We start from the raw sequence: 18954 nt of genomic DNA, 5'->3' as shown, positions 1-18954 counted from the left end.
TTGTAAGATAGCGCAATCTCGATCCAAGGGAACCTCCAGCCCATGGCGGTACCCTAGTATTAGCTGACAAACCCAACCCTCATCCGGAAGGAGTAATTCCATGTGGACCAAACCTGCTTACACTGATCTTCGCATCGGCTTCGAAGTCACCATGTACTTCGCCAACCGCTAAGCCTGGCTTACGGTTCAACGCCTCGGCCTGCCGGGGCGTTTTCGTTTATTCGCTACGGTTTTCTGCATAGAGAGTGGCCATGTATATCCAGGTTCTCGGTTCCGCCGCCGGTGGCGGGTTCCCTCAGTGGAACTGCAACTGCGTCAATTGCAAGGGCTACCGTGACGGCACCTTGCGGGCCACGGCGCGCACCCAGTCGTCCATTGCCCTGTCGGACGACGGCGTGCACTGGGTACTGTGCAATGCCTCGCCCGATATCCGCGCCCAGCTCCAGGCCTTTGCGCCGATGCAACCGGCCCGCGCCCTGCGTGACACCGGCATCAACGCCATCGTGCTGCTGGACAGCCAGATCGACCATACCACCGGCCTGCTCAGCCTGCGCGAAGGCTGCCCGCACCAGGTATGGTGCACCGACATGGTCCACCAGGACCTGACCACCGGTTTTCCGCTGTTCAACATGCTCAGCCACTGGAACGGCGGCCTGCAATGGAAGCGCATCGAACTGCAAGGCAGCTTCGTGATCGACGCCTGCCCCAACCTGCGCTTCACCCCGTTCCCCCTGCGCAGCGCCGCACCGCCCTACTCGCCACACCGCTTCGACCCGCACCCGGGAGACAACCTTGGCTTGCTGGTCGAGGACACCCGCACCGGCGGCAAGCTGTTCTATGCCCCCGGCCTGGGCCAGGTGGACGACACGCTGCTGAAGATGATGGACGGCGCCGACTGCCTGCTGGTCGACGGCACCCTGTGGGAAGATGACGAAATGCAGCGCCGTGGCGTAGGCACCCGTACCGGGCGTGAAATGGGCCACCTGGCGCAGAATGGCCCTGGCGGCATGCTGGAGGTGCTCGAGGCCTTCCCGCGCCAGCGCAAGGTACTTATCCACATCAACAACACCAACCCGATCCTCGACGAAGACTCGCCCGAGCGTGCCGAAGTGCTGCGCCGGGGTGTGGAAGTGGCCTTCGACGGCATGAGTATCGAGTTGTAAGCACAGCCCTTGAGGTGACACAAACCCTGTGGGAGCGGGCATGCCCGCGAAAAATCCGACACGGTGTATGGCACCGGCTTCGCCGGTGTTCGCGGGCATGCCCGCTCCCACAGGGGGCGAGGTGAGCCGAGACTCAGCTATACAGGAGCCAGCCGAATGAGCGACGCACTGCCAATGTCCCCTGCCGAATTCGAGCAGGCCCTGCGCGCCAAGGGCGCCTACTACCACATCCATCACCCGTACCACGTGGCGATGTACCAGGGCCGCGCCAGCCGCGAACAGATCCAGGGCTGGGTGGCCAACCGCTTCTACTACCAGGTCAACATCCCGATGAAGGACGCCGCGATCCTGGCCAACTGCCCGGACCGCGAAGTACGCCGCGAGTGGATCCAGCGCCTGCTCGACCATGATGGCGCACCCGGCGAAGACGGCGGTATCGAAGCCTGGCTGCGCCTGGGCCAGGCCGTGGGCCTGGACCCGGACCAACTGCGCTCGCAGGAGCTGGTGCTGCCCGGCGTACGTTTTGCCGTGGACGCCTACGTCAACTTTGCCCGGCGAGCCAGCTGGCAGGAAGCGGCCAGCAGCTCGCTGACCGAGCTGTTCGCCCCGCAAATCCACCAGTCGCGCCTGGACAGCTGGCCGCAGCACTACCCGTGGATCGACCCGGCCGGCTACGAATACTTCCGCACCCGCCTGGGCCAGGCGCGGCGTGACGTGGAGCACGGCTTGGCGATTACCCTGCAGCACTACACCACCCGCGCAGGCCAGGAGCGTATGCTGGAGATCCTGCAGTTCAAGCTGGACATCCTCTGGAGCATGCTCGACGCCATGAGCATGGCCTACGAGCTGAACCGCCCGCCCTATCACTCCGTCACCCAGGACCGGGTGTGGCACAAAGGGATCACCCTATGAGTTTCGATCGTAATCAAGTGCCGAACTGGCGCCCCGGCTACCGCTTCCAGTACGAACCGGCGCAAAAGGGCCATGTGTTGCTTTACCCCGAGGGCATGATCAAGCTCAACGACAGCGCAGCCCTGATCGGAGACCTGATCGACGGCCAGCGCGACGTCGCCGCGATCATTGCCGAACTCGAACAACAGTTCCCCGGTGTCCCGCAAGTGGCCGACGACATCGAGCAGTTCATGGAGGTGGCCCGTGCCGAACACTGGATCGTCCTCGCCTGAGTTACCACCCACGCCCGCAGTCGGCCTGCCGCTGTGGCTGTTGGCCGAGCTGACCTACCGCTGCCCGCTGCAATGCCCGTACTGCTCCAACCCGCTGGACTTCGCCGCCCAGGGCCAGGAGCTGAGCACCGCGCAGTGGTTCAAGGTGATGGCCGAAGCGCGGGAAATGGGCGCCGCGCAAATCGGCTTTTCCGGCGGCGAGCCGCTGGTGCGCCAGGACCTCGCCGAGCTGATCGGCGAGGCGCGCCGGCTGGGTTACTACACCAACCTGATCACCTCGGGCATCGGCTTGACCGAGGCGCGCATCGCCGACTTCAAGAAGGCTGGCCTGGACCACATCCAGATCAGCTTCCAGGCCAGTGACGAGCAGGTGAACAACCTGTTGGCCGGCTCGAAGAAAGCCTTTGCGCAGAAGCTGGAAATGGCCCGTGCGGTGAAGGCCCACGGCTACCCGATGGTGCTCAACTTCGTCACCCACCGGCACAATATCGACAAGATCGACCGCATCATCGAGCTGTGCATCGCCCTGGAAGCGGACTTCGTCGAACTCGCCACCTGCCAGTTCTACGGCTGGGCCCACCTCAACCGCCTGGGCCTGCTGCCGACCCGTGCGCAGCTCGAACGGGCCGAACGCATCACCAACGAGTACCGCGACAAGCTCAAGGCCGAAGGCAACCCGTGCAAGCTGATCTTCGTCACCCCGGACTACTACGAAGAACGCCCCAAGGCCTGCATGAACGGCTGGGGTAGCCTGTTCCTTACCATCACCCCGGACGGCACCGCGCTGCCGTGCCACGGCGCGCGCCAGTTGCCGGTGCAGTTCCCCAACGTGCGCGACCACGACCTGCGCCATATCTGGTACGACTCGTTCGGTTTCAACCGCTTCCGTGGCTATGAATGGATGCGCGAACCCTGCCGTTCCTGCGACGAGAAGGAAAAGGACTTCGGCGGCTGCCGCTGCCAGGCCTTCATGCTCACCGGCGATGCCAGCAACGCCGACCCGGTGTGCGCCAAGTCGGCCGACCACGGCGTCATCCTCAAGGCCCGCGAGGAGGCGGAAAGCGCCCAGCTCACGATTGAACAGATGACCTTCCGCAATGAGCGAAACTCCCGTGTCATCGCCCGCGGCTGAATTCAGTGCGGCCCAGGCAGTCGCGGCCGGCACCGACTTCGCCGAACTCAAGGTCAGCGCTGCCGGGCTGTTCTGGAACGAGTTCCGCCCCGCCGATGGCGCGTGCCGCATCTGGCATTGGCAGCACCAGCAGGCCCGCTGCGTGACACCTGATGGTTTCAGCGTGCGCAGCCGGGTCTATGAGTACGGTGGGGGGAGTTTCTGCCTGGGCGGTGACGGGTTGCTGTTCGTCAACGAAAAGGACCAGCAGGTCTACACCCAAGGCCTGGCAGCAGCAGCGCCACGGGCCCTGAGCCACGATGTGAATTGCCGCTACGGCGACCTGCAGTGGCACGCCGGCCTGGTGCTGGCGGTCGAAGAGCGGCATGGCGAACGGGTCGAGCATCGACTGGTTGCCCTGGCAGAACGAAGCCGGCAGGTGCTTGCGGAAGGCGCCGACTTCTACGCCTCGCCCACCGTGAGTGCCGATGGCCAGCGCCTGGCGTGGATCGAATGGGACCGCCCGGCGCAGCCCTGGACGGTCACCCGGCTGATGTGCCGCACGCGTGACAACAGCGGCCACTGGGGGCCCGCGCAGTGTGTGGCCGGTGCCGACGAGTCGCTGCAGCAACCACGCTTCGATGCCCAAGGCCGGCTTTACTGCCTGTCCGACCGTAACGGCTTCTGGCAGCCTTGGGGTGAGCTTGATGGTGGTTGGCAGGCGCTGCCTGCCGAGCCGGCAGACCATGCTGCCGCCCCCTGGCAATTGGGTGCGAGCACCTGGTTGCCATTGGGGCAGCAGAGTTACCTGGCCAGCTGGTTCGAAGACGGCTTTGGGCAACTGGGGCTACGCACCGCCGATGGCCTGGAGCGATTCGCCAGTGCCTATACGCGCTTTCGCAGCCTGGCCATGGACGCCGACCACCTGTACGCCATCGCTGCTTCGCCGATAAGTCCGCCGGCCGTCATCAGCATCGACCGCAGCAACCACCAAGTCAGCGTTCTGGCCGGTGGTGCACAAGTGCTTGCGGCCACGCATATCAGCCTGCCACAGCCGATCCACTATGGCGGTGACGGCCACCAGGCGCACGTTTTTTTCTATCCGGCAGCCCGCTCGCAAGGGGCCACGCCACTGGTGGTGTTCATCCATGGCGGGCCGACCTCGGCGTGTTATCCGGTGCTCGACCCGCGCGTGCAGTACTGGACCCAGCGTGGCTTCGCCGTGGCCGACCTCAACTACCGGGGCAGCTCCGGCTACGGTCGGGAATACCGCCAGGCCTTGCACCTGCGCTGGGGAGAAAGCGATGTGGCCGATGCCTGTGCGGCCGTCGAGCACCTGGCGGCACGGGGCTTTATCGACCGCAGCAAGGCGTTCATCCGCGGCGGCAGCGCCGGTGGCTATACCACGCTGTGCGCCTTGGCGTTTCATGATGTATTCCGCGCCGGCGCCAGCCTGTACGGGGTCAGCGACCCGCTGGCGCTTGGCCGCGCCACGCACAAGTTCGAGGGCGACTACCTGGACTGGCTGATCGGTGACCCGCAACAAGACGCCGAGCGTTATCGCCAGCGCACGCCGCTGCTGCATGCCGGGCAGATCCGGGTGCCGGTGATTTTCTTCCAGGGCGAACTGGATGCGGTGGTGGTGCCGGAGCAGACGCGCTCGATGCTGGCGGCGTTACAAGCCAACGGGATCGAGGCCGAAGGGCACTTCTATGCTGGCGAGCGGCATGGCTTCCGCAAGGCCGAGAACCTGGCGCACGCGCTGGAAGAAGAGTGGAAGTTCTATTGTCGGGTGTTGGGGGGTTGAGATTCGGGGGCCGCTTTGCGGCCCATCGCGACACAAGGCCGCTCCTACAGGGATCGCGTAAATCCAAATATGGCACTGCACCTGTAGGAGCGGCCTTGCGTCGCGATGGGCTGCAAAGCAGCCCCAGAAGGCCTCAGCGCTTGGCGATGATATACACCGCATGCACGATCCCCGGAATGTAACCCAGCAGGGTCAGCAGAATGTTCAGCCAGAACGCCCCGCCGAACCCCACCTGCAGGAACACCCCCAGCGGCGGCAGGATGATGGCGATGATGATGCGTATGAAATCCATGCGAGTCTCTCCTGAAGGGGTTACCTCACAGACTAGCCACCCGCCACAGAGGTTCCACGCGCAAAAAAAACGCCCCGGGCCGAATGAAACAGGCCAGGGGCGATGCGCAGGAACGCCAGACGGTTCGTAGAATTCTCGGTTTCGCCAACCCGCTATGCAGGCATTTCCCGACGCGCCTGCTGGCGGGCGTGCAGGCGGGCAAAGGCGCGAGCCAGGCGTAGCAACATTTCGTCGATGTTGCCCTTGCTCACGGTCAGGGCCGGCGAGAAGCGCACCACATCCGCCTGTGGCGCGCTGAGCAGCAGGCCTTCGTGCAGGGCCGCACTCACCAGCTCCTGGGCCAGGCTCTCTTTCAGCTGCAGTGCCCACAGCAGGCCCTGCCCGCGCACTTCCCCTTGGCCGTAACGCCCGGCCAGGCGGCTCAGGCCTTCGCGCAGGTGACGGCCGTTGTCCTGCACCTGGGCAAAGAAGCCAGGCTCCAGCACTGCATTCAGCACGGCCAGGCCTGCCGCGCACACCAGCGCATTGCCATGGTGGCTGCCCTGCAGTTCGCCAGGTTCGGCGCAGCACGCCGTGCCCCGGGCCAGCAACGCTGCCAGGGGCACACCACCCCCCAGGCCTTTGCCCAAGGTGACGATGTCGGCACGCACGCCGTAGGTTTCTTCGGCCAGCAGCGCACCACAGCGGCCGATGCCGGTCTGCACTTCGTCGAGGATCAGCAGGATGCCCAGCTCGCGGCACAGGGTTTCCACCCCCTTGAGGTATTCCTGCGTCGCCGGGATGACACCCGCCTCGCCCTGGATCGGCTCCAGCATGATCGCCACGGTGCGTGAGTTGACCTCGGCGTGCAGCGCCGCCAGGTCGTTGAACGGCACCTTGCTGAAGCCGGGGAGGCCGGGCTCGCAACGATTGCACGGCAGTGGGTCGGATGCCGACAGCGCACCCAGGCTACGGCCGTGGCACGCCTGGCTGGCGGTGATGATGTGATAGGCGCCGTTGCGGTGCCGCTGGCCCCACTTGCGCGCCAGCTTGATCGCGCCCTCGCACGCTTCAGCACCACTGTTGAGCAGGTAGGCCTGGTCGCTGCCGGTGCTCTGGCACAGGCGGTCGGCCAACTCCAGCAAGCCACGGCTGTAGAAACCCGAACCCGGGTTGATCAGCGCCTGGGCCTGGTTGCCCAGCGCCTTGACCAGCACGCTGGGGCTGTGCCCCAAGCTGTTGACCGCGCCGCCCTGGGTGAAGTCCAGGTAGGCATGCCCATCGTTGTCCCACAGCCAGGAACCCTGGCCACGTACGAAAACCTGCGCTGCGCGTTCGCTGCCAGGCATCAGCCGTTCATGCGACAGCTGCGCCGCTTCCGCTACGCTCACCGGCGCACGCTTGGGCTCGGCGACGGCGGAAAGGGCCGGGCGGCGCAGCTTGAACAGGTTCATCAGGGCTCCAACCAGTCACGGAAGAAGGCGTTGTCGGTGCGGCCTGGATGCCGTCACTCGATATTTTGCCTTTCCTATCAAAAGTGTTTTTCATCCAGGGTAACAATCGATTCATTCATCGCTGTAACCCTTTGGAATACAGCGATAGACTAGGCCTCGCAGGGGGTTTCGGCCATTTCGTTTTTTCAGCATTTTCGATAAGTATCACTTATGGATTTCCGCCAACTGCGTTATTTCGTCGCGGTGTATGAAGAGGGTCACGTGGGCCGCGCCGCCGAGCGCCTGTCACTGTCCCAGCCGGCGCTGTCGCAACAGATCCGCCAGCTGGAGCACAGCCTCGACCTGAGCCTGTTCGAGCGCAGCAACAAGCGCCTGCTGCCGACCCTGGCTGCGCATACCCTGTACAACCATGCCCTGCCGCTGCTCGACGGCCTGCAGCGCGCCCACGAGGCCATGCGCAACTTCAAGGGCCAGTCGTTGCGCACCCTGGCCATCGGCGTGCTGCAGACCGTGCGCCCCAGCCTCGTACCACAACTGCTCGAACGCCTGCGCAGGGCACAGCCGCACCTTGTGGTGCAGATCTACGAATTGTCGGGGCTGGAAATCGAGCGGCGCCTGCTCAACGGCAGCCTGGACATCGGCATCAGTTACCTGCCGCCACGCCAGCCGGGGCTGCATGGCCTGTTGCTGTATGAAGATGAGCTGCAGTTGGTCATCCCCGCGACGCACCCGCTGAAGGACTTCAAGAAGGTATCCATCCGCCAGGCCGCCGAGCTGCCCATGCTGATGCTGGGCGAAGAATTCCAGATCCGCCAGATCTGGCAGGCGCAGCTGGCCAGCCAGGGGCGTCGGCCGCAGGTACAGGCGGAAATGAACAACATGGCCGGGATACTCGACAGCCTGGCGCACACGGCGTTGGCGACCATCCTGCCGGGCCGGGCCAAGGAGGCCGCCGAGGATGACCAGGCGTTGTTGTGGAAGCCTTTGAGCGAGCCGCGCGTGCCGCTGAAGGTGGGCTTGGTGTTTCGCGATGCCCAGCGCCAGCAGGCCTCAGTGGAACTGCTGCGCACGCTGCTGGAGGAAGAAACCGACGCCCGCCTGTTGGGGACATCGCCACTGGATGTGCTCGCCTGAAAAAACGCGCGCACAAAGAAAACCCCGCCTAAGCGGGGTTTTCCAGACTGTTTCCCTGTGACATCCGTATCGCCCCGCCATCCTGGCAGGTGTTCCTTCGTTGTCTTCCGTGATCTGTACTTTGCGCTTCCTGCGCAACGTCCATGTGGGAAAGATTAACCGTGGATCCAATGTGAGAACAGTGGTGAAAAGTCACCACGTCATGTAGGAAAAGGCTTACACAAGCAGTTTTTTCGCATGCTGGTTGGGAATTGAGGCCGCTGCGCGGCCCCATGACCTGTCAGAACTGCTCGGCATCCAGCAGGTACAGCGATTCACTGCCCGCCTTCACCGCAGCCACCAGCGAATCCACCCGTGGCAACAACCGCGCAAAGTAGAACCGCGCCGTACCCAGCTTACCGGCGTAGAACGCCTCATCCCCGTCCCCGGCCTGCGCCGCCCGCGCCATCAACGCCCACATGTAGGCGTAGGCCACGTAGCCAAAGGCGTGCAGGTACTCGACCGAAGCCGCGCCGATTTCATTCGGGTTGCCCTTGGCCTGTTCCAGTACCCATTCGGTCAGCCCGTCGAGCTGGTCGAGGCTGGCTGCCAACGGCTTGGCGAATTCCTCCAGCTGGTTACCTGCACTGGCAATGAACTGGCGAATCTCGTCGGAGAACAGGCGGTAGTACGCCCCACCACTGGCCACCACCTTGCGCCCCATCAGGTCCAGGGCCTGGATGCCATTGGTGCCTTCGTAGATCTGCGTGATACGCACATCGCGCACCAACTGCTCCTGCCCCCATTCGCGAATGTAGCCATGCCCGCCGAACACCTGCTGGCCGTGCACCGCGCACTCCAGGCCAAGGTCGGTAAGGAAGGCCTTGGCTACCGGCGTCAGCAATGCCACCAGTTCCTCGCTGCGCTTGCGCACGCCGGCGTCCTCGCTGTACTTGGCACTGTCCAGCTGCATGGCCACGTAGGTGGAGAAGGCTCGGCCACCTTCGATCAGTGCCTTCATGGTCAGCAACATGCGGCGCACATCGGGGTGGACGATGATCGGGTCGGCGGCCTTGTCCTTGGCTTGCGGCCCGGTCGGGGCGCGGCTCTGCAGGCGCTCGCGGGCGTATTCCACGGCGTTCTGGTAGGAGCGTTCGGCCGAGGCCAGGCCCTGGATACCCACGCCCAGGCGCTCGTAGTTCATCATGGTGAACATCGCCGCCAGGCCCTTGTTCGGCTCGCCGACCAGGTAACCGACGGCTTCGTCGAAGTTCATCACGCAGGTGGCAGAAGCCTGGATGCCCATCTTGTGCTCGATGGAGCCGCAGGTGGCTGGGTTGCGCGCGCCGAGGCTGCCGTCTTCATTGACCAGGAACTTCGGCACCAGGAACAGCGAAATGCCTTTCGGCCCCGCCGGTGCATCTGGCAGCTTGGCCAGTACCAGGTGGATGATGTTCTCGGTCAGGTCGTGCTCGCCACCGGTGATGAAGATCTTGGTGCCGCTGACTTTATAGCTGCCGTCGGCCTGTGGCTCGGCCTTGGTGCGGATGATGCCCAGGTCGGTACCGGCGTGCGGCTCGGTCAGGCACATGGAGCCCGCCCACACACCGGCGTACATGTTCGGCAGGTACTTTTCCTTCAGTGCTTCACTGGCGTGGGCATTGATCGACAGGCAGGCACCAGCGGTCAGCATCGGGTAAAGGCCGAACGCCAGGCTGGAGGCGTTGACCATTTCTTCGACCTGGGCCGAAATGGCCTTGGGCATGCCCATGCCGCCGAACAACGGGTCGCCGCCCACGCCCACCCAGCCACCTTCGGCGTAGGTGTTGTAGGCGTCGATGAAACCGGCCGGGGTGCGTACGGCACCATTGTCCCAGTGGCAGCCCTCTTCATCGGCGGCGCGGCTGAGCGGCGCGATGGACCTGGCGGTGACCTTGCCGGCTTCTTCGAGCACCGCCATGGCGGTGTCGGCATCGACAACCTCGGCCAACCCGGGCAACTGCGCCCACTGCTCGGCCACGTTGAAGACTTCATTCAGTACGAAGCGCATGTCGCGCACGGGCGCTTTATATTCAGCCATGACAACCTCTCGCTAGTCGGTCGGGGCGGTCTCGGGGAACCGCGACACTGGGTAACGAGCAGTGTAACCGAACAACTTTTACGACACATAGGGTCATCACTAGACCACATAGTCAGTTTCGGTCACGCCATGCGCACCGCGCCACGCTGCGATTGCTGCCCGTGCACCATGACACAATTGCGCCCTGCGCTCTTTGCGCTATACAGCGCCTGGTCGGCAGATTTCAGCACAGCCTCGGGGTTGCGATGCTCGGCCTGGCGCTCGGCGACGCCGATGCTGATGGTGACCGACACCGTCCCACCGCTGCTGCCTGCACGCCGTTGGCGCCCGGCGGTATCGTCCTGCGGGCGGCTATGCTGGTCGCGCAGGTGCATCACGTAATTGGCGATCACCTCGCGCACCGCCTCAACGTGCGGCACGCATTCTTCGGCGGTCTTGCCAGCGAACACCAGGGCGAACTCCTCGCCACCATAACGGTAGGCCCGGCCACCACCGGTCACCTTGGACAGGCGGCTGGCGACCAGGCGCAGCACCTGGTCGCCGACATCGTGACCGTGGGTGTCGTTGAACTTCTTGAAGTGGTCCACATCGGTCATGGCGATCACGTAGTTGCGCCCCAGGCGTTGCATGCGCTCGTTCAGCGCGCGGCGCCCCGGCAGCCCGGTCAGCTCGTCGCGGAAGGCCATCTGGTAGGCCTCGTGGGCCACCGCCGCGGCGATCATCAGCATCACCTGGCTGCACATGATGTTCAGGGTGAACGGCAGGATGAAGGTTTGCGGCAGCATCCAGAAAATACCCAGCAGGCCCGAGATCAACGCGGCGTGCAGCGGTCGCGGAGCGCGCAGGTACTGCACCACCAGCAGGATCAACACGCAAAGGAACAGTGGGTAGACCATCTGGATCAGGCTCATCCACTGGCCATGCAGGGATGGCCAACGGATTTCCGCCAACCAGGTCAGCAGCGCTTCGGGGTAGCTTTGCTCAAGGGCCAGGGCCACGCTGCCCACGGCAAACAGCACGGCGCCACGGGCGACCAGGTCCTGCAGCAGGTGGGTGCGCTCCTGCCAGGCGCCATACAGCCCGAACAGGGCAGGCAACAACAGGCACACCAGGTGGAAGACCAACGCCGCATCCTCGCGTACGCGGCCATGGTCACGGTAGAAGTCGGTCTGGGTGTCGAGCAGGAAGTAGGCGATATAGACCGTGAGCATCAGGAACAGCTCGCGTTGACGACGGTATACCGCGCAATAGGCGCCGCCCAGCAGCAGGACCAAGGTGGGCAGGACATTGAACAGCGATGTGAAAAAGACACTGAGGTCTCTCACATAAGCCGCGGCGAGGCCAGCCAGCAACAGAATCAGCGAAGGCAGGAAGTGGCTCGCGCGAACAGCATTAAGACGAAGCAAGGGTAATCTCCAACCCGGCAGATCAATGGTGGCATTGTGCCCATACTTCATCGGCAGTGCACATGAACAGTTGAATTTCAAATCGGATACCGCCCTTGCAGGAGCGGCCGTGTGTCGCGATCGGGGCGCGAAGCGGCCCCACGATTCCCGCCAAGCAACGATCAGCGGGGCTGCCTTGCCACTCGACCGCGACACCAGGCCGCTCCTGCAAAGGCACCGCGCCGGGGCCTGAGATACAAAAAAACCCGCCTGCCGGTGAGGGCAGGCGGGTTTCAGTTACAACCGCCGGATCAGTAGGACAGGCCGAAGCTTTCTTCGTCCATCGCCATCAGGTTGTCGGCACCCGACAGCATCGCTGCCACATGGGTGCGGGTACGCGGCAGGATACGCTGGAAGTAGAAGCGCGCGGTCTGCAGCTTGGCGGTGTAGAACGCCTCTTCGCTGGTGCCGGCAGCCAGCTTCTCGGCGGCCAGGCGGGCGATGTCAGCCCAGAAGTAGGCCAGGCAGGCATAACCGGAATACATCAGGTAGTCGACCGAGGCCGCGCCCACCTCTTCACGGTCCTTCATGGCGGCCATGCCCACTTTCATGGTCAGCTCGCCCCATTCCTTGTTCAGCGCCGCCAGCGGTTCGACGAACTCCTTCACCGCATCGTTGCCTTCCTGCGCCTGGCAGAACTTGTGCACGATCTTGGTGAAGCCCTTCAGCGCTTCGCCCTGGGTCATCAGCACCTTGCGCCCAAGCAGGTCCAGGGCCTGGATGCCGGTGGTGCCTTCGTACAGCATGGAGATACGGCTGTCGCGCACGTTCTGCTCCATGCCCCACTCGGCGATGAAACCGTGGCCGCCGTAGATTTGCACGCCGTGGTTGGCGGCCTCGAAGCCGACTTCGGTCATGAACGCCTTGGCGATCGGGGTGAGGAAGGCCAGCAGGGCGTCGGCCTTCTTGCGCTCCTCTTCATCCTGGCTGTACTTGACGATATCCACTTGCTTGGCGGTGAAGTACACCATTGCACGGTTGCCTTCGGCGAAGGCCTTCATGGTCAGCAGCATGCGCCGCACGTCGGGGTGGACGATGATCGGGTCAGCCGCCTTGTCCGGTGCTTTCGGGCCAGTCAGCGAACGCATCTGCAGGCGCTCACGGGCGTACTTCAGGCCGCCCTGGAAGGCCACTTCGGCATGCGCCAGGCCTTGCAGTGCGGTACCCAGCCGGGCGGTGTTCATGAAGGTGAACATGCAGTTCAGGCCTTTGTTGGCCGGGCCGATCAGGAAGCCGGTGGCGCCGTCGAAGTTCATCACGCAGGTAGCGTTGCCGTGGATGCCCATCTTGTGCTCGATCGAGCCGCAGCTGACGCCGTTGCGCTCACCCACGCCGCCTTCGGCGTCAGGCAGGAACTTCGGCACGATGAACAGCGAGATACCCTTGGTGCCGGCCGGTGCATCCGGCAGGCGGGCCAGGACGATATGGACGATGTTGTCGGCCATGTCGTGCTCACCGGCGGAGATGAAGATCTTGGTACCCGACACCTTGTAGCTGCCGTCGGCCTGGGGCTCGGCCTTGGTGCGCAGCATGCCCAGGTCGGTACCGCAGTGCGGTTCGGTCAGGCACATGGTGCCGGTCCACTCGCCGGAGACCAGCTTGGTCAGGTAGGTGTGCTGCTGCTCAGGGGTACCGTGCGCGGAAATGGTGTTCATCGCGCCATGGGACAGGCCAGGATACATGCCCCACGACCAGTTCGCGCCACCGACCATTTCGCTCAGGGCCAGGCCCAGCGACTCCGGCAGGCCCTGGCCGCCATGCTCGACATCATGCGCCAGGCTCGGCCAGCCGCCTTCGACGAACTGCTGGTAGGCCTCTTTGAAGCCAGTCGGGGTTTTCACGCCCGATTCGCTCCAGGTGCAGCCTTCCTGGTCACCCACACGGTTCAGCGGCGACAGCACCTGCTCACAGAACTTCGCGCCTTCTTCAAGGATCGCGTCGACCATGTCGGGCGTGGCGTCCTGGCAACCCGGCAGGCTCTGATAGTGCGCCTCATAGCCGAGCAGTTCGTCGCGAACGAAGCGGATATCACGCAAGGGGGCTTTGTAGTCAGGCATTGCGATGAACCTCTAGGTGAGTTCTGTGGGGTGACGCGCGCCAACCGGCGTCGATCAAACAGTTGTTTGAAACTTACGTTTAGCTCCGTCGTATGTCAAGAATGGACTATGGTGCCATTTACGCCACGAAAAATGGCAAATACGCCATCGCATGCCATGACTCCTGCAGGAATGGGCTTACCCGCGAAAAAGCCGGCCTAGAAAACAGATGTCTGGGCTGAAGCAAACGCGGGCAAACCCGCTCCCACCGGGATGCAGGCGTTGATTCGGGGGTGGGTGGCGGCGATCAGGCGTAGGTATCGATGAACCGGCCGAGCATTTCGTCGGATGCCTTGGCGATCTTCACGCCAAGCTCGACCTCATGTTTGCCCACGGCCAATTGCACGGTGCTGGTGGCGAGGTCCATCTGCTGGCTGCGGTCGACCGCGCGCAAGCGTTCAGCCTGGAAGTCGCTGGACTGGCTGGTGGCAGAACGTTCGGCGGTGGTATTGGCAATCTGGCTGGCGGCCTGATCGACGCGGTTCTGGCCGGTCTGGATTGCGCTCAGGCCCGCGTAGAAGGCGGAGCTACCGGTGATTTCCATGTCAGGACTCCATTGACGCTGGATGAAGAACAGGCCCAATTAAAGCAGGCCGGGCACAAAAAGGCCCGTTTAAATCCCTAATGGCCTGGTGCCATTCGATAGGCCTTGGGTATATCTGGTAGCCCAATTACCTGAACCCAGCGCAGTACCTGCCGGAGCGGGCGTGCCCGCGAAGGGGCCTGGCCTGAAACCGCCTAATCCAGCAGATCCAGCTGCAGATGCTCGGCCACCATATCAGCGCTGGCCTGCTTGAGCTTGGGCACCCGCCCCAGGCAAGGCGCCGGCAAACGCTCAGCCAGGCTGGCCAGGTTCTCTTCCAGCCGCGAAGTACGGGGTTCGATGATGTTCGCCACCCATCCCACCAGTTGTAGCCCGTCGCGGGCGATCGCCTCGGCGCTGAGCAGGGCATGGCTGATGCACCCCAGCCGCACCCCCACTACGAGGATCACCGGCAGCTTGAGGGCAATGGCCAGGTCGGACAGGTTGGCCTGCCCCGACAACGGCACGCGCCAGCCACCGGCCCCTTCGATCAGGGTGAAATCGGCATTCTGTTGCAGCACATTGCGCATCGCCGCGAGCAGCTCCGGTACCGCAAGGGTTACCCGCGCCTCACGCGCTGCCACATGGGGTGCGATAGCCGGTTCGAAGGCAAACGGGTTGACCTGCTCGTAGGGCAGCTTGATCGAGCTTTCGTCGATCAGCGCCTGGGCATCGCTGTTGCGCAGCCCTTTCGCCGTCATCGTGCAACCCGACGCCACCGGTTTGGCCCCCAGCGTACTCAAGCCTTGCAGGCGCGCCGCATGCAACAGCCCGGCAGCGATGGTGGTCTTGCCAACGTCGGTATCGGTACCGGCTATGAAATAGGCCTGGCTCATCTCGCTCCCCTCACGCCTGTGTCTTGCGCAACACACCATAGACCACTTGATAAGTGGCTGGCAGCCCTTGAGGCTGGCGAAACGCCTCGTAGGCCTGCAGCAAGCCCTGCATGCGCGCCCGGCCCGTCAACCCGGACGGCCGCCCCGGGTTCAGGTTGTGCGCACCCAGGGCCTTCAGTTCGTGGGTCAGGCTGCGCACATCAGGGTAGTGCAGCACATGTGGGCAACGCTGCAGTTCAAGTTGCTCGAGGCCGCTGGCCGCACACAGCCGCTGGTAGTCTTCGAAGCGACGGAAGCGGTTCACATGCACCAGGCCATCCACCGCCTGCCAACTGGCGCGCAGTTCATCCAGGGTACCCACGCACAGGCTACTGAAGGCCAGCACACCGCCCGGTCGCAATACCCGCCGCGCTTCTGCCAGCACGCTGGCAAACTGGTCGCACCATTGCACCGCCAGGCTGGAAAACACCAGGTCGACGCTGGCATCCCGCAACGGCAAGCGCTCGGCATCGCCAGCGACGTGATAGTGCGCCCCACCTTGCTCATTGCGCGCATGGCGCAGCATGCCTTCGGCGATATCCACCGCCACGCCGCTGGCGGCGGCGAAACGCTCGGCCAGCGCCCGGCTGAAGTGACCGGTGCCGCTGCCCAGGTCCAGCCAGCGCGACGGCTGCAGGCCTTGCGGCAACTGCGCCAGCAGGTTCAGGCCCACGGCACGCTGCAGCGCCGCCACGCTGTCATAGCTGGCCGCCGCGCGGGAGAACGAAGCCGCCACCTGGCGCTTGTCGGGCAGTGCGCCAGGCAGGGTCGGACGGGAAAGGTCAGTCATCGCCACTCTCATGCAGGAAACTCTTGATGCCCGCCGCCAGCTCCTGCGGGTACTCCAGCAGGAACGCGTGGGAACTGTCTTCGACCAGGCCCACTTCCACATCAGGCAACAGCTCACTCAGGGCTTTAGCCGCTTCTGCCGGCACCAGTGCGTCGCTGCCGGCGAACAGGTGCAGCTGCGGGCCGGCGTAGGCCTGCAGGGCTTCGCGGGTATCCAGCTTGGCCAGCACTTCCAGGCCAGTGGCCAGGTACAACGGGTCGGTGTCCGGCACGCCGATACCCAACTGGCGCAGCAGGGTACGGGGTTGCTGGGCACCGTCGCTGCATAGCGTACGGAACCGCTTGAGGGTGACCTGGGGATGGCTACGGCAGCCGTCGAGGAAGGTGCCGAAGGTATCTTCGGCCATGCCGTGGGGCCAGCCCGGGCGCACGACGAAACTAGGGTTGCTGGCCAGGGTCAGCAGGCCACAGCAGTGGTCGCCGCGCTTGTGCGCCAGGGCGCTGGCCAGCATCCCGCCGAACGACCAGCCGCCCAGCCAGACATCGTTCGGCAGCTTGCGATCGAGGTGCTCGATCCAAGCCTGGACATCGCTGTGAGGCAGCTCCGGCAGGGGCATCAGCTCTACCTGCAGGCGGGCGTCCTGGCCGCGCAGGCTGGCGGCCAGCGGCTCCAGGGAGGCAGTGCCCAGGCCCCAGCCGGGCAACAGAACAAGGCGATTACGCATCAGCGTTCTCCAACTGTGGATAACACTCGGCCAATGCATTCAACAATAGCTGCACCTGCGCCTCACTGTGGGCGGCGCTCAAGGTCACCCGCAGGCGTGCGCTACCCGCCGGTACAGTAGGCGGGCGGATGGCCGTCACCAGCAGGCCGCGCTCGCGCAGCATGCGCGACAGGCGCAGGGCCTGCGCGCTGTCGCCGATGACGATCGGCTGAATCGGCGTCGGGCTGTCCATCAATTGCAGCCCGATCTGCCGTACGCCTTCGCGGAACTGGCGAATCAACGCCGCCAGGTGCTCGCGGCGCCAGGTTTCGCGGCGCAGCAGTTCCAGGCTTTTCAGCGTGGCGCAGGCCAGCGCCGGTGGCTGGCTGGTGGTGTAGATGTAGGGGCGGGCGAATTGCACCAGCGCCTCGATCAGTTCTTCGCTGCCAGCGACAAAGGCACCGGCGGTACCGCACGCCTTGCCCAGCGTGCCAATCAACACCGGAACCTCATCCACGCCCAGGCCGAAGTGCTCGACGATACCGCCGCCCTGGTTGCCGAGGGTGCCCAGGCCATGGGCATCGTCGACCATCAGCCACGCGCCGCGCGCCTTGGCGACAGCGGCCAGTGCCGGCAGGTCGGCCAGGTCACCGTCCATGCTGAACACGCCATCGGTCACCACCAGGGTGTTGCCGACCGCCTTGTCCAGGCGGCTGGCCAGGCTGGCCGGGTCGTTGTGCAGGTAGCGGCTGAAACGGGCCCCGCTGAGCAGCCCGCCATCCAGCAGCGAAGCGTGGTTCAAACGGTCCTGCAGTACCGTGTCACCCTGCCCCACCAGCGCAGTGATGGCGCCCAGGTTGGCCATGTAGCCGGTGGAGAACAGCAGCGCGCGCGGGCGCTCGGTGAGTTCGGCCAAGGCCTCTTCCACCTGGTGATGCGGGGTGCTGTGGCCGACCACCAGGTGCGAGGCGCCACCACCGACACCCCAGCGCTCGGCGCCGGCCTGCCAGGCGGCAATCACCTGCGGGTGGTTGGCCAGGCCCAGGTAATCATTGCTGCAGAAGGCCAGCAAAGGCTGGCCGTCGACCACCACTTCCGGCCCTTGCGGGCTGTGCAGCAGTGGCCGCTGCCGATACAGGTCTGCGGCGCGCCGTTCGGCCAGGCGCGCGGCCAGGTCGAAGGCCATCTCAGGCAGACGCGGCGTTGTAGAACATCTCGCTGCTGCGCTGCTCGACCAGCGCCTGCTCGATGGCTGCCTGGTGCACTTCGTCGGCATGTTCCTCACGTGCTTCGGGCTGGATGCCCAGGCGTGCGAACAGTTGCATGTCCTTGTCGGCCTGCGGGTTGGCAGTGGTCAGCAGTTTTTCACCGTAGAAGATCGAGTTGGCGCCGGCCATGAAGGCCAGGGCCTGCATCTGTTCGTTCATCTGCTCACGGCCGGCGGACAGGCGCACGTGCGACTTGGGCATGAGGATACGCGCCACCGCCAGCATGCGGATGAAGTCGAACGGGTCGACGTCCTCTTCCTCGGCCAACGGCGTGCCGGCGACCTTGACCAGCATGTTGATCGGTACCGACTCCGGGTGCTCGGGCAGGTTGGCCAGCTGGATCAGCAGGCCGGCGCGGTCGTCCAGCGACTCGCCCATGCCGAGGATGCCGCCGGAACAGATCTTCATCCCGGCATCACGTACGTAGGCCAGGGTCTGCAGGCGCTCGCTGTAGGTGCGGGTGGTGATGATGCTGCCGTAGAACTCCGGCGAGGTATCGAGGTTGTGGTTGTAGTAATCCAGGCCGGCCTGGGCCAGGGCCTTGGTCTGCTCCTGGTCGAGCTTGCCGAGGGTCATGCAGGTTTCCAGGCCCATGGCCTTCACGCCTTTGACCATTTCCAGCACGTAGGGCATGTCTTTGGCCGACGGGTGCTTCCAGGCCGCGCCCATGCAGAAGCGGGTGGAGCCGATGGCCTTGGCGCGTGCGGCTTCTTCCAGCACCTTCTGCACTTCCATCAGCTTCTGTTTTTCCAGCCCGGTGTTGTAGTGGCCGGACTGCGGACAATATTTGCAATCTTCCGGGCAGGCGCCGGTCTTGATCGACAGCAAGGTGGAAACCTGCACACGGTTCGGGTCGAAGTGCGCGCGGTGCACGGTCTGTGCCTGGAACAGCAAGTCATTGAACGGTTGCTGGAACAGCGCCTTGACCTCGGCCAGGGACCAGTCGTGACGTGTTGTTGCAGTTGTGCTGGCGCTCATCGGTGTTTCCTTGTTTAGGCTGTAGCTGGCGCC

The 18954-nt window shown here is 64.4% G+C and carries 18 protein-coding genes; 7 read left to right on the top strand and 11 right to left on the bottom strand.

The features are described from left to right. Positions 1-100: 100 nt before the first annotated feature. From pqqA to ACJA3S_RS01845, 6 genes are all read left to right on the top strand, one after another. Positions 101-172, top strand: a complete 72-nt coding sequence (pqqA, locus tag ACJA3S_RS01870) for a pyrroloquinoline quinone precursor peptide PqqA (RefSeq protein WP_003243383.1) — start codon at positions 101-103, stop codon at positions 170-172. 79 nt (positions 173-251) lie between these two features. Then, positions 252-1163 (top strand): pyrroloquinoline quinone biosynthesis protein PqqB, encoded by a 912-nt coding sequence (gene pqqB / locus ACJA3S_RS01865; RefSeq protein ID WP_406820683.1) that lies wholly within the window; start codon positions 252-254, stop codon positions 1161-1163. 156 nt (positions 1164-1319) lie between these two features. After that, positions 1320-2075 carry a pyrroloquinoline-quinone synthase PqqC gene (gene pqqC, locus ACJA3S_RS01860; RefSeq protein ID WP_095116665.1) on the top strand — a complete coding sequence of 252 codons (756 nt, stop codon included), beginning with the start codon at positions 1320-1322 and terminating at the stop codon, positions 2073-2075. Continuing rightward, complete coding sequence (gene pqqD / locus ACJA3S_RS01855; RefSeq protein WP_406820682.1) at positions 2072-2347, top strand: pyrroloquinoline quinone biosynthesis peptide chaperone PqqD; 276 nt, start codon at positions 2072-2074, stop codon at positions 2345-2347. Before pqqC ends, pqqD begins: the two co-directional genes overlap by 4 nt. Continuing rightward, entirely contained in the window at positions 2319-3479 is a 1161-nt protein-coding gene (pqqE, locus tag ACJA3S_RS01850) for a pyrroloquinoline quinone biosynthesis protein PqqE (protein ID WP_406820681.1), read from the top strand. The genes pqqD and pqqE overlap by 29 nt, the downstream gene beginning before the upstream one ends. Then, positions 3445-5265, top strand: a complete 1821-nt coding sequence (locus tag ACJA3S_RS01845) for an alpha/beta hydrolase family protein (RefSeq protein ID WP_406820680.1) — start codon at positions 3445-3447, stop codon at positions 5263-5265. Before pqqE ends, ACJA3S_RS01845 begins: the two co-directional genes overlap by 35 nt. A 133-nt stretch (positions 5266-5398) precedes the next feature. On the opposite strand, the gene ACJA3S_RS01840 is transcribed toward ACJA3S_RS01845, so the two are convergent. Both ACJA3S_RS01840 and ACJA3S_RS01835 read right to left on the bottom strand, forming a co-directional pair. Continuing rightward, positions 5399-5557 carry a YqaE/Pmp3 family membrane protein gene (locus tag ACJA3S_RS01840; RefSeq protein WP_009681539.1) on the bottom strand — a complete coding sequence of 53 codons (159 nt, stop codon included), beginning with the start codon at positions 5555-5557 and terminating at the stop codon, positions 5399-5401. 152 nt (positions 5558-5709) lie between these two features. Next, a complete protein-coding gene (locus tag ACJA3S_RS01835) occupies positions 5710-6990 on the bottom strand; it encodes an aspartate aminotransferase family protein (RefSeq protein WP_406820679.1) in 1281 nt (426 codons plus the stop codon). Between the two features lie 210 nt (positions 6991-7200). On the opposite strand from ACJA3S_RS01835, the gene ACJA3S_RS01830 reads away from it, so the two are divergent. After that, positions 7201-8124: a LysR family transcriptional regulator gene (locus ACJA3S_RS01830; RefSeq protein ID WP_170027924.1), complete on the top strand. Its 924-nt coding sequence runs from the start codon at positions 7201-7203 to the stop codon at positions 8122-8124. A gap of 280 nt (positions 8125-8404) precedes the next feature. Here ACJA3S_RS01830 and ACJA3S_RS01825 read toward each other — a convergent pair whose 3' ends face one another. The 9 genes from ACJA3S_RS01825 to bioB all read right to left on the bottom strand — a co-directional run bounded on the left by ACJA3S_RS01825 (position 8405) and on the right by bioB (position 18921). After that, positions 8405-10183 carry an acyl-CoA dehydrogenase C-terminal domain-containing protein gene (locus ACJA3S_RS01825; RefSeq protein WP_406820678.1) on the bottom strand — a complete coding sequence of 593 codons (1779 nt, stop codon included), beginning with the start codon at positions 10181-10183 and terminating at the stop codon, positions 8405-8407. Positions 10184-10305: 122 nt separating this feature from the next. Next, positions 10306-11589 carry a diguanylate cyclase gene (locus tag ACJA3S_RS01820; protein ID WP_170027922.1) on the bottom strand — a complete coding sequence of 428 codons (1284 nt, stop codon included), beginning with the start codon at positions 11587-11589 and terminating at the stop codon, positions 10306-10308. 290 nt (positions 11590-11879) lie between these two features. Next, positions 11880-13685 carry a phenylacyl-CoA dehydrogenase gene (locus ACJA3S_RS01815; RefSeq protein WP_170027921.1) on the bottom strand — a complete coding sequence of 602 codons (1806 nt, stop codon included), beginning with the start codon at positions 13683-13685 and terminating at the stop codon, positions 11880-11882. A 286-nt stretch (positions 13686-13971) separates the two neighbouring features. Beyond that, positions 13972-14268, bottom strand: a complete 297-nt coding sequence (locus ACJA3S_RS01810; RefSeq protein WP_406820677.1) for a pyrroloquinoline quinone biosynthesis protein PqqE — start codon at positions 14266-14268, stop codon at positions 13972-13974. A 194-nt stretch (positions 14269-14462) separates the two neighbouring features. Next, positions 14463-15143, bottom strand: a complete 681-nt coding sequence (gene bioD / locus ACJA3S_RS01805; protein WP_406820676.1) for a dethiobiotin synthase — start codon at positions 15141-15143, stop codon at positions 14463-14465. 10 nt (positions 15144-15153) lie between these two features. Continuing rightward, positions 15154-15972 (bottom strand): malonyl-ACP O-methyltransferase BioC, encoded by an 819-nt coding sequence (bioC, locus tag ACJA3S_RS01800; RefSeq protein WP_406820675.1) that lies wholly within the window; start codon positions 15970-15972, stop codon positions 15154-15156. Next, complete coding sequence (locus tag ACJA3S_RS01795) at positions 15965-16696, bottom strand: alpha/beta fold hydrolase (RefSeq protein ID WP_406820674.1); 732 nt, start codon at positions 16694-16696, stop codon at positions 15965-15967. The genes bioC and ACJA3S_RS01795 overlap by 8 nt, the downstream gene beginning before the upstream one ends. Next, complete coding sequence (gene bioF / locus ACJA3S_RS01790) at positions 16689-17861, bottom strand: 8-amino-7-oxononanoate synthase (protein ID WP_406820673.1); 1173 nt, start codon at positions 17859-17861, stop codon at positions 16689-16691. Before bioF ends, ACJA3S_RS01795 begins: the two co-directional genes overlap by 8 nt. A gap of 1 nt (position 17862) precedes the next feature. Further along, positions 17863-18921, bottom strand: coding sequence for a biotin synthase BioB (gene bioB / locus ACJA3S_RS01785; protein WP_170027915.1), 1059 nt, complete (start codon positions 18919-18921; stop codon positions 17863-17865). Positions 18922-18954 lie beyond the last annotated feature (33 nt).

Origin of the sequence: Pseudomonas sp. KnCO4, assembly GCF_045344305.1 — a bacterium.
In the GTDB taxonomy this organism is placed as follows: domain Bacteria; phylum Pseudomonadota; class Gammaproteobacteria; order Pseudomonadales; family Pseudomonadaceae; genus Aquipseudomonas; species Aquipseudomonas anuradhapurensis.
Note: the sequence above shows the minus strand (reverse complement) of the source record. Positions and strands in the feature narration are given on the sequence as shown.

Coding starts and splice junctions, on each gene's coding strand:
- pqqB (WP_406820683.1), top strand. CDS start 252: ATGTATATCCAGGTTCTCGGTTCCGCCGCCGGTGGCGGGTTCCCTCAG.
- pqqC (WP_095116665.1), top strand. CDS start 1,320: ATGAGCGACGCACTGCCAATGTCCCCTGCCGAATTCGAGCAGGCCCTG.
- pqqD (WP_406820682.1), top strand. CDS start 2,072: ATGAGTTTCGATCGTAATCAAGTGCCGAACTGGCGCCCCGGCTACCGC.
- ACJA3S_RS01845 (WP_406820680.1), top strand. CDS start 3,445: ATGAGCGAAACTCCCGTGTCATCGCCCGCGGCTGAATTCAGTGCGGCC.
- ACJA3S_RS01840 (WP_009681539.1), bottom strand. CDS start 5,557: ATGGATTTCATACGCATCATCATCGCCATCATCCTGCCGCCGCTGGGG.
- ACJA3S_RS01835 (WP_406820679.1), bottom strand. CDS start 6,990: ATGAACCTGTTCAAGCTGCGCCGCCCGGCCCTTTCCGCCGTCGCCGAG.
- ACJA3S_RS01830 (WP_170027924.1), top strand. CDS start 7,201: ATGGATTTCCGCCAACTGCGTTATTTCGTCGCGGTGTATGAAGAGGGT.
- ACJA3S_RS01825 (WP_406820678.1), bottom strand. CDS start 10,183: ATGGCTGAATATAAAGCGCCCGTGCGCGACATGCGCTTCGTACTGAAT.
- ACJA3S_RS01815 (WP_170027921.1), bottom strand. CDS start 13,685: ATGCCTGACTACAAAGCCCCCTTGCGTGATATCCGCTTCGTTCGCGAC.
- ACJA3S_RS01810 (WP_406820677.1), bottom strand. CDS start 14,268: ATGGAAATCACCGGTAGCTCCGCCTTCTACGCGGGCCTGAGCGCAATC.
- bioD (WP_406820676.1), bottom strand. CDS start 15,143: ATGAGCCAGGCCTATTTCATAGCCGGTACCGATACCGACGTTGGCAAG.
- bioC (WP_406820675.1), bottom strand. CDS start 15,972: ATGACTGACCTTTCCCGTCCGACCCTGCCTGGCGCACTGCCCGACAAG.
- ACJA3S_RS01795 (WP_406820674.1), bottom strand. CDS start 16,696: ATGCGTAATCGCCTTGTTCTGTTGCCCGGCTGGGGCCTGGGCACTGCC.
- bioF (WP_406820673.1), bottom strand. CDS start 17,861: ATGGCCTTCGACCTGGCCGCGCGCCTGGCCGAACGGCGCGCCGCAGAC.
- bioB (WP_170027915.1), bottom strand. CDS start 18,921: ATGAGCGCCAGCACAACTGCAACAACACGTCACGACTGGTCCCTGGCC.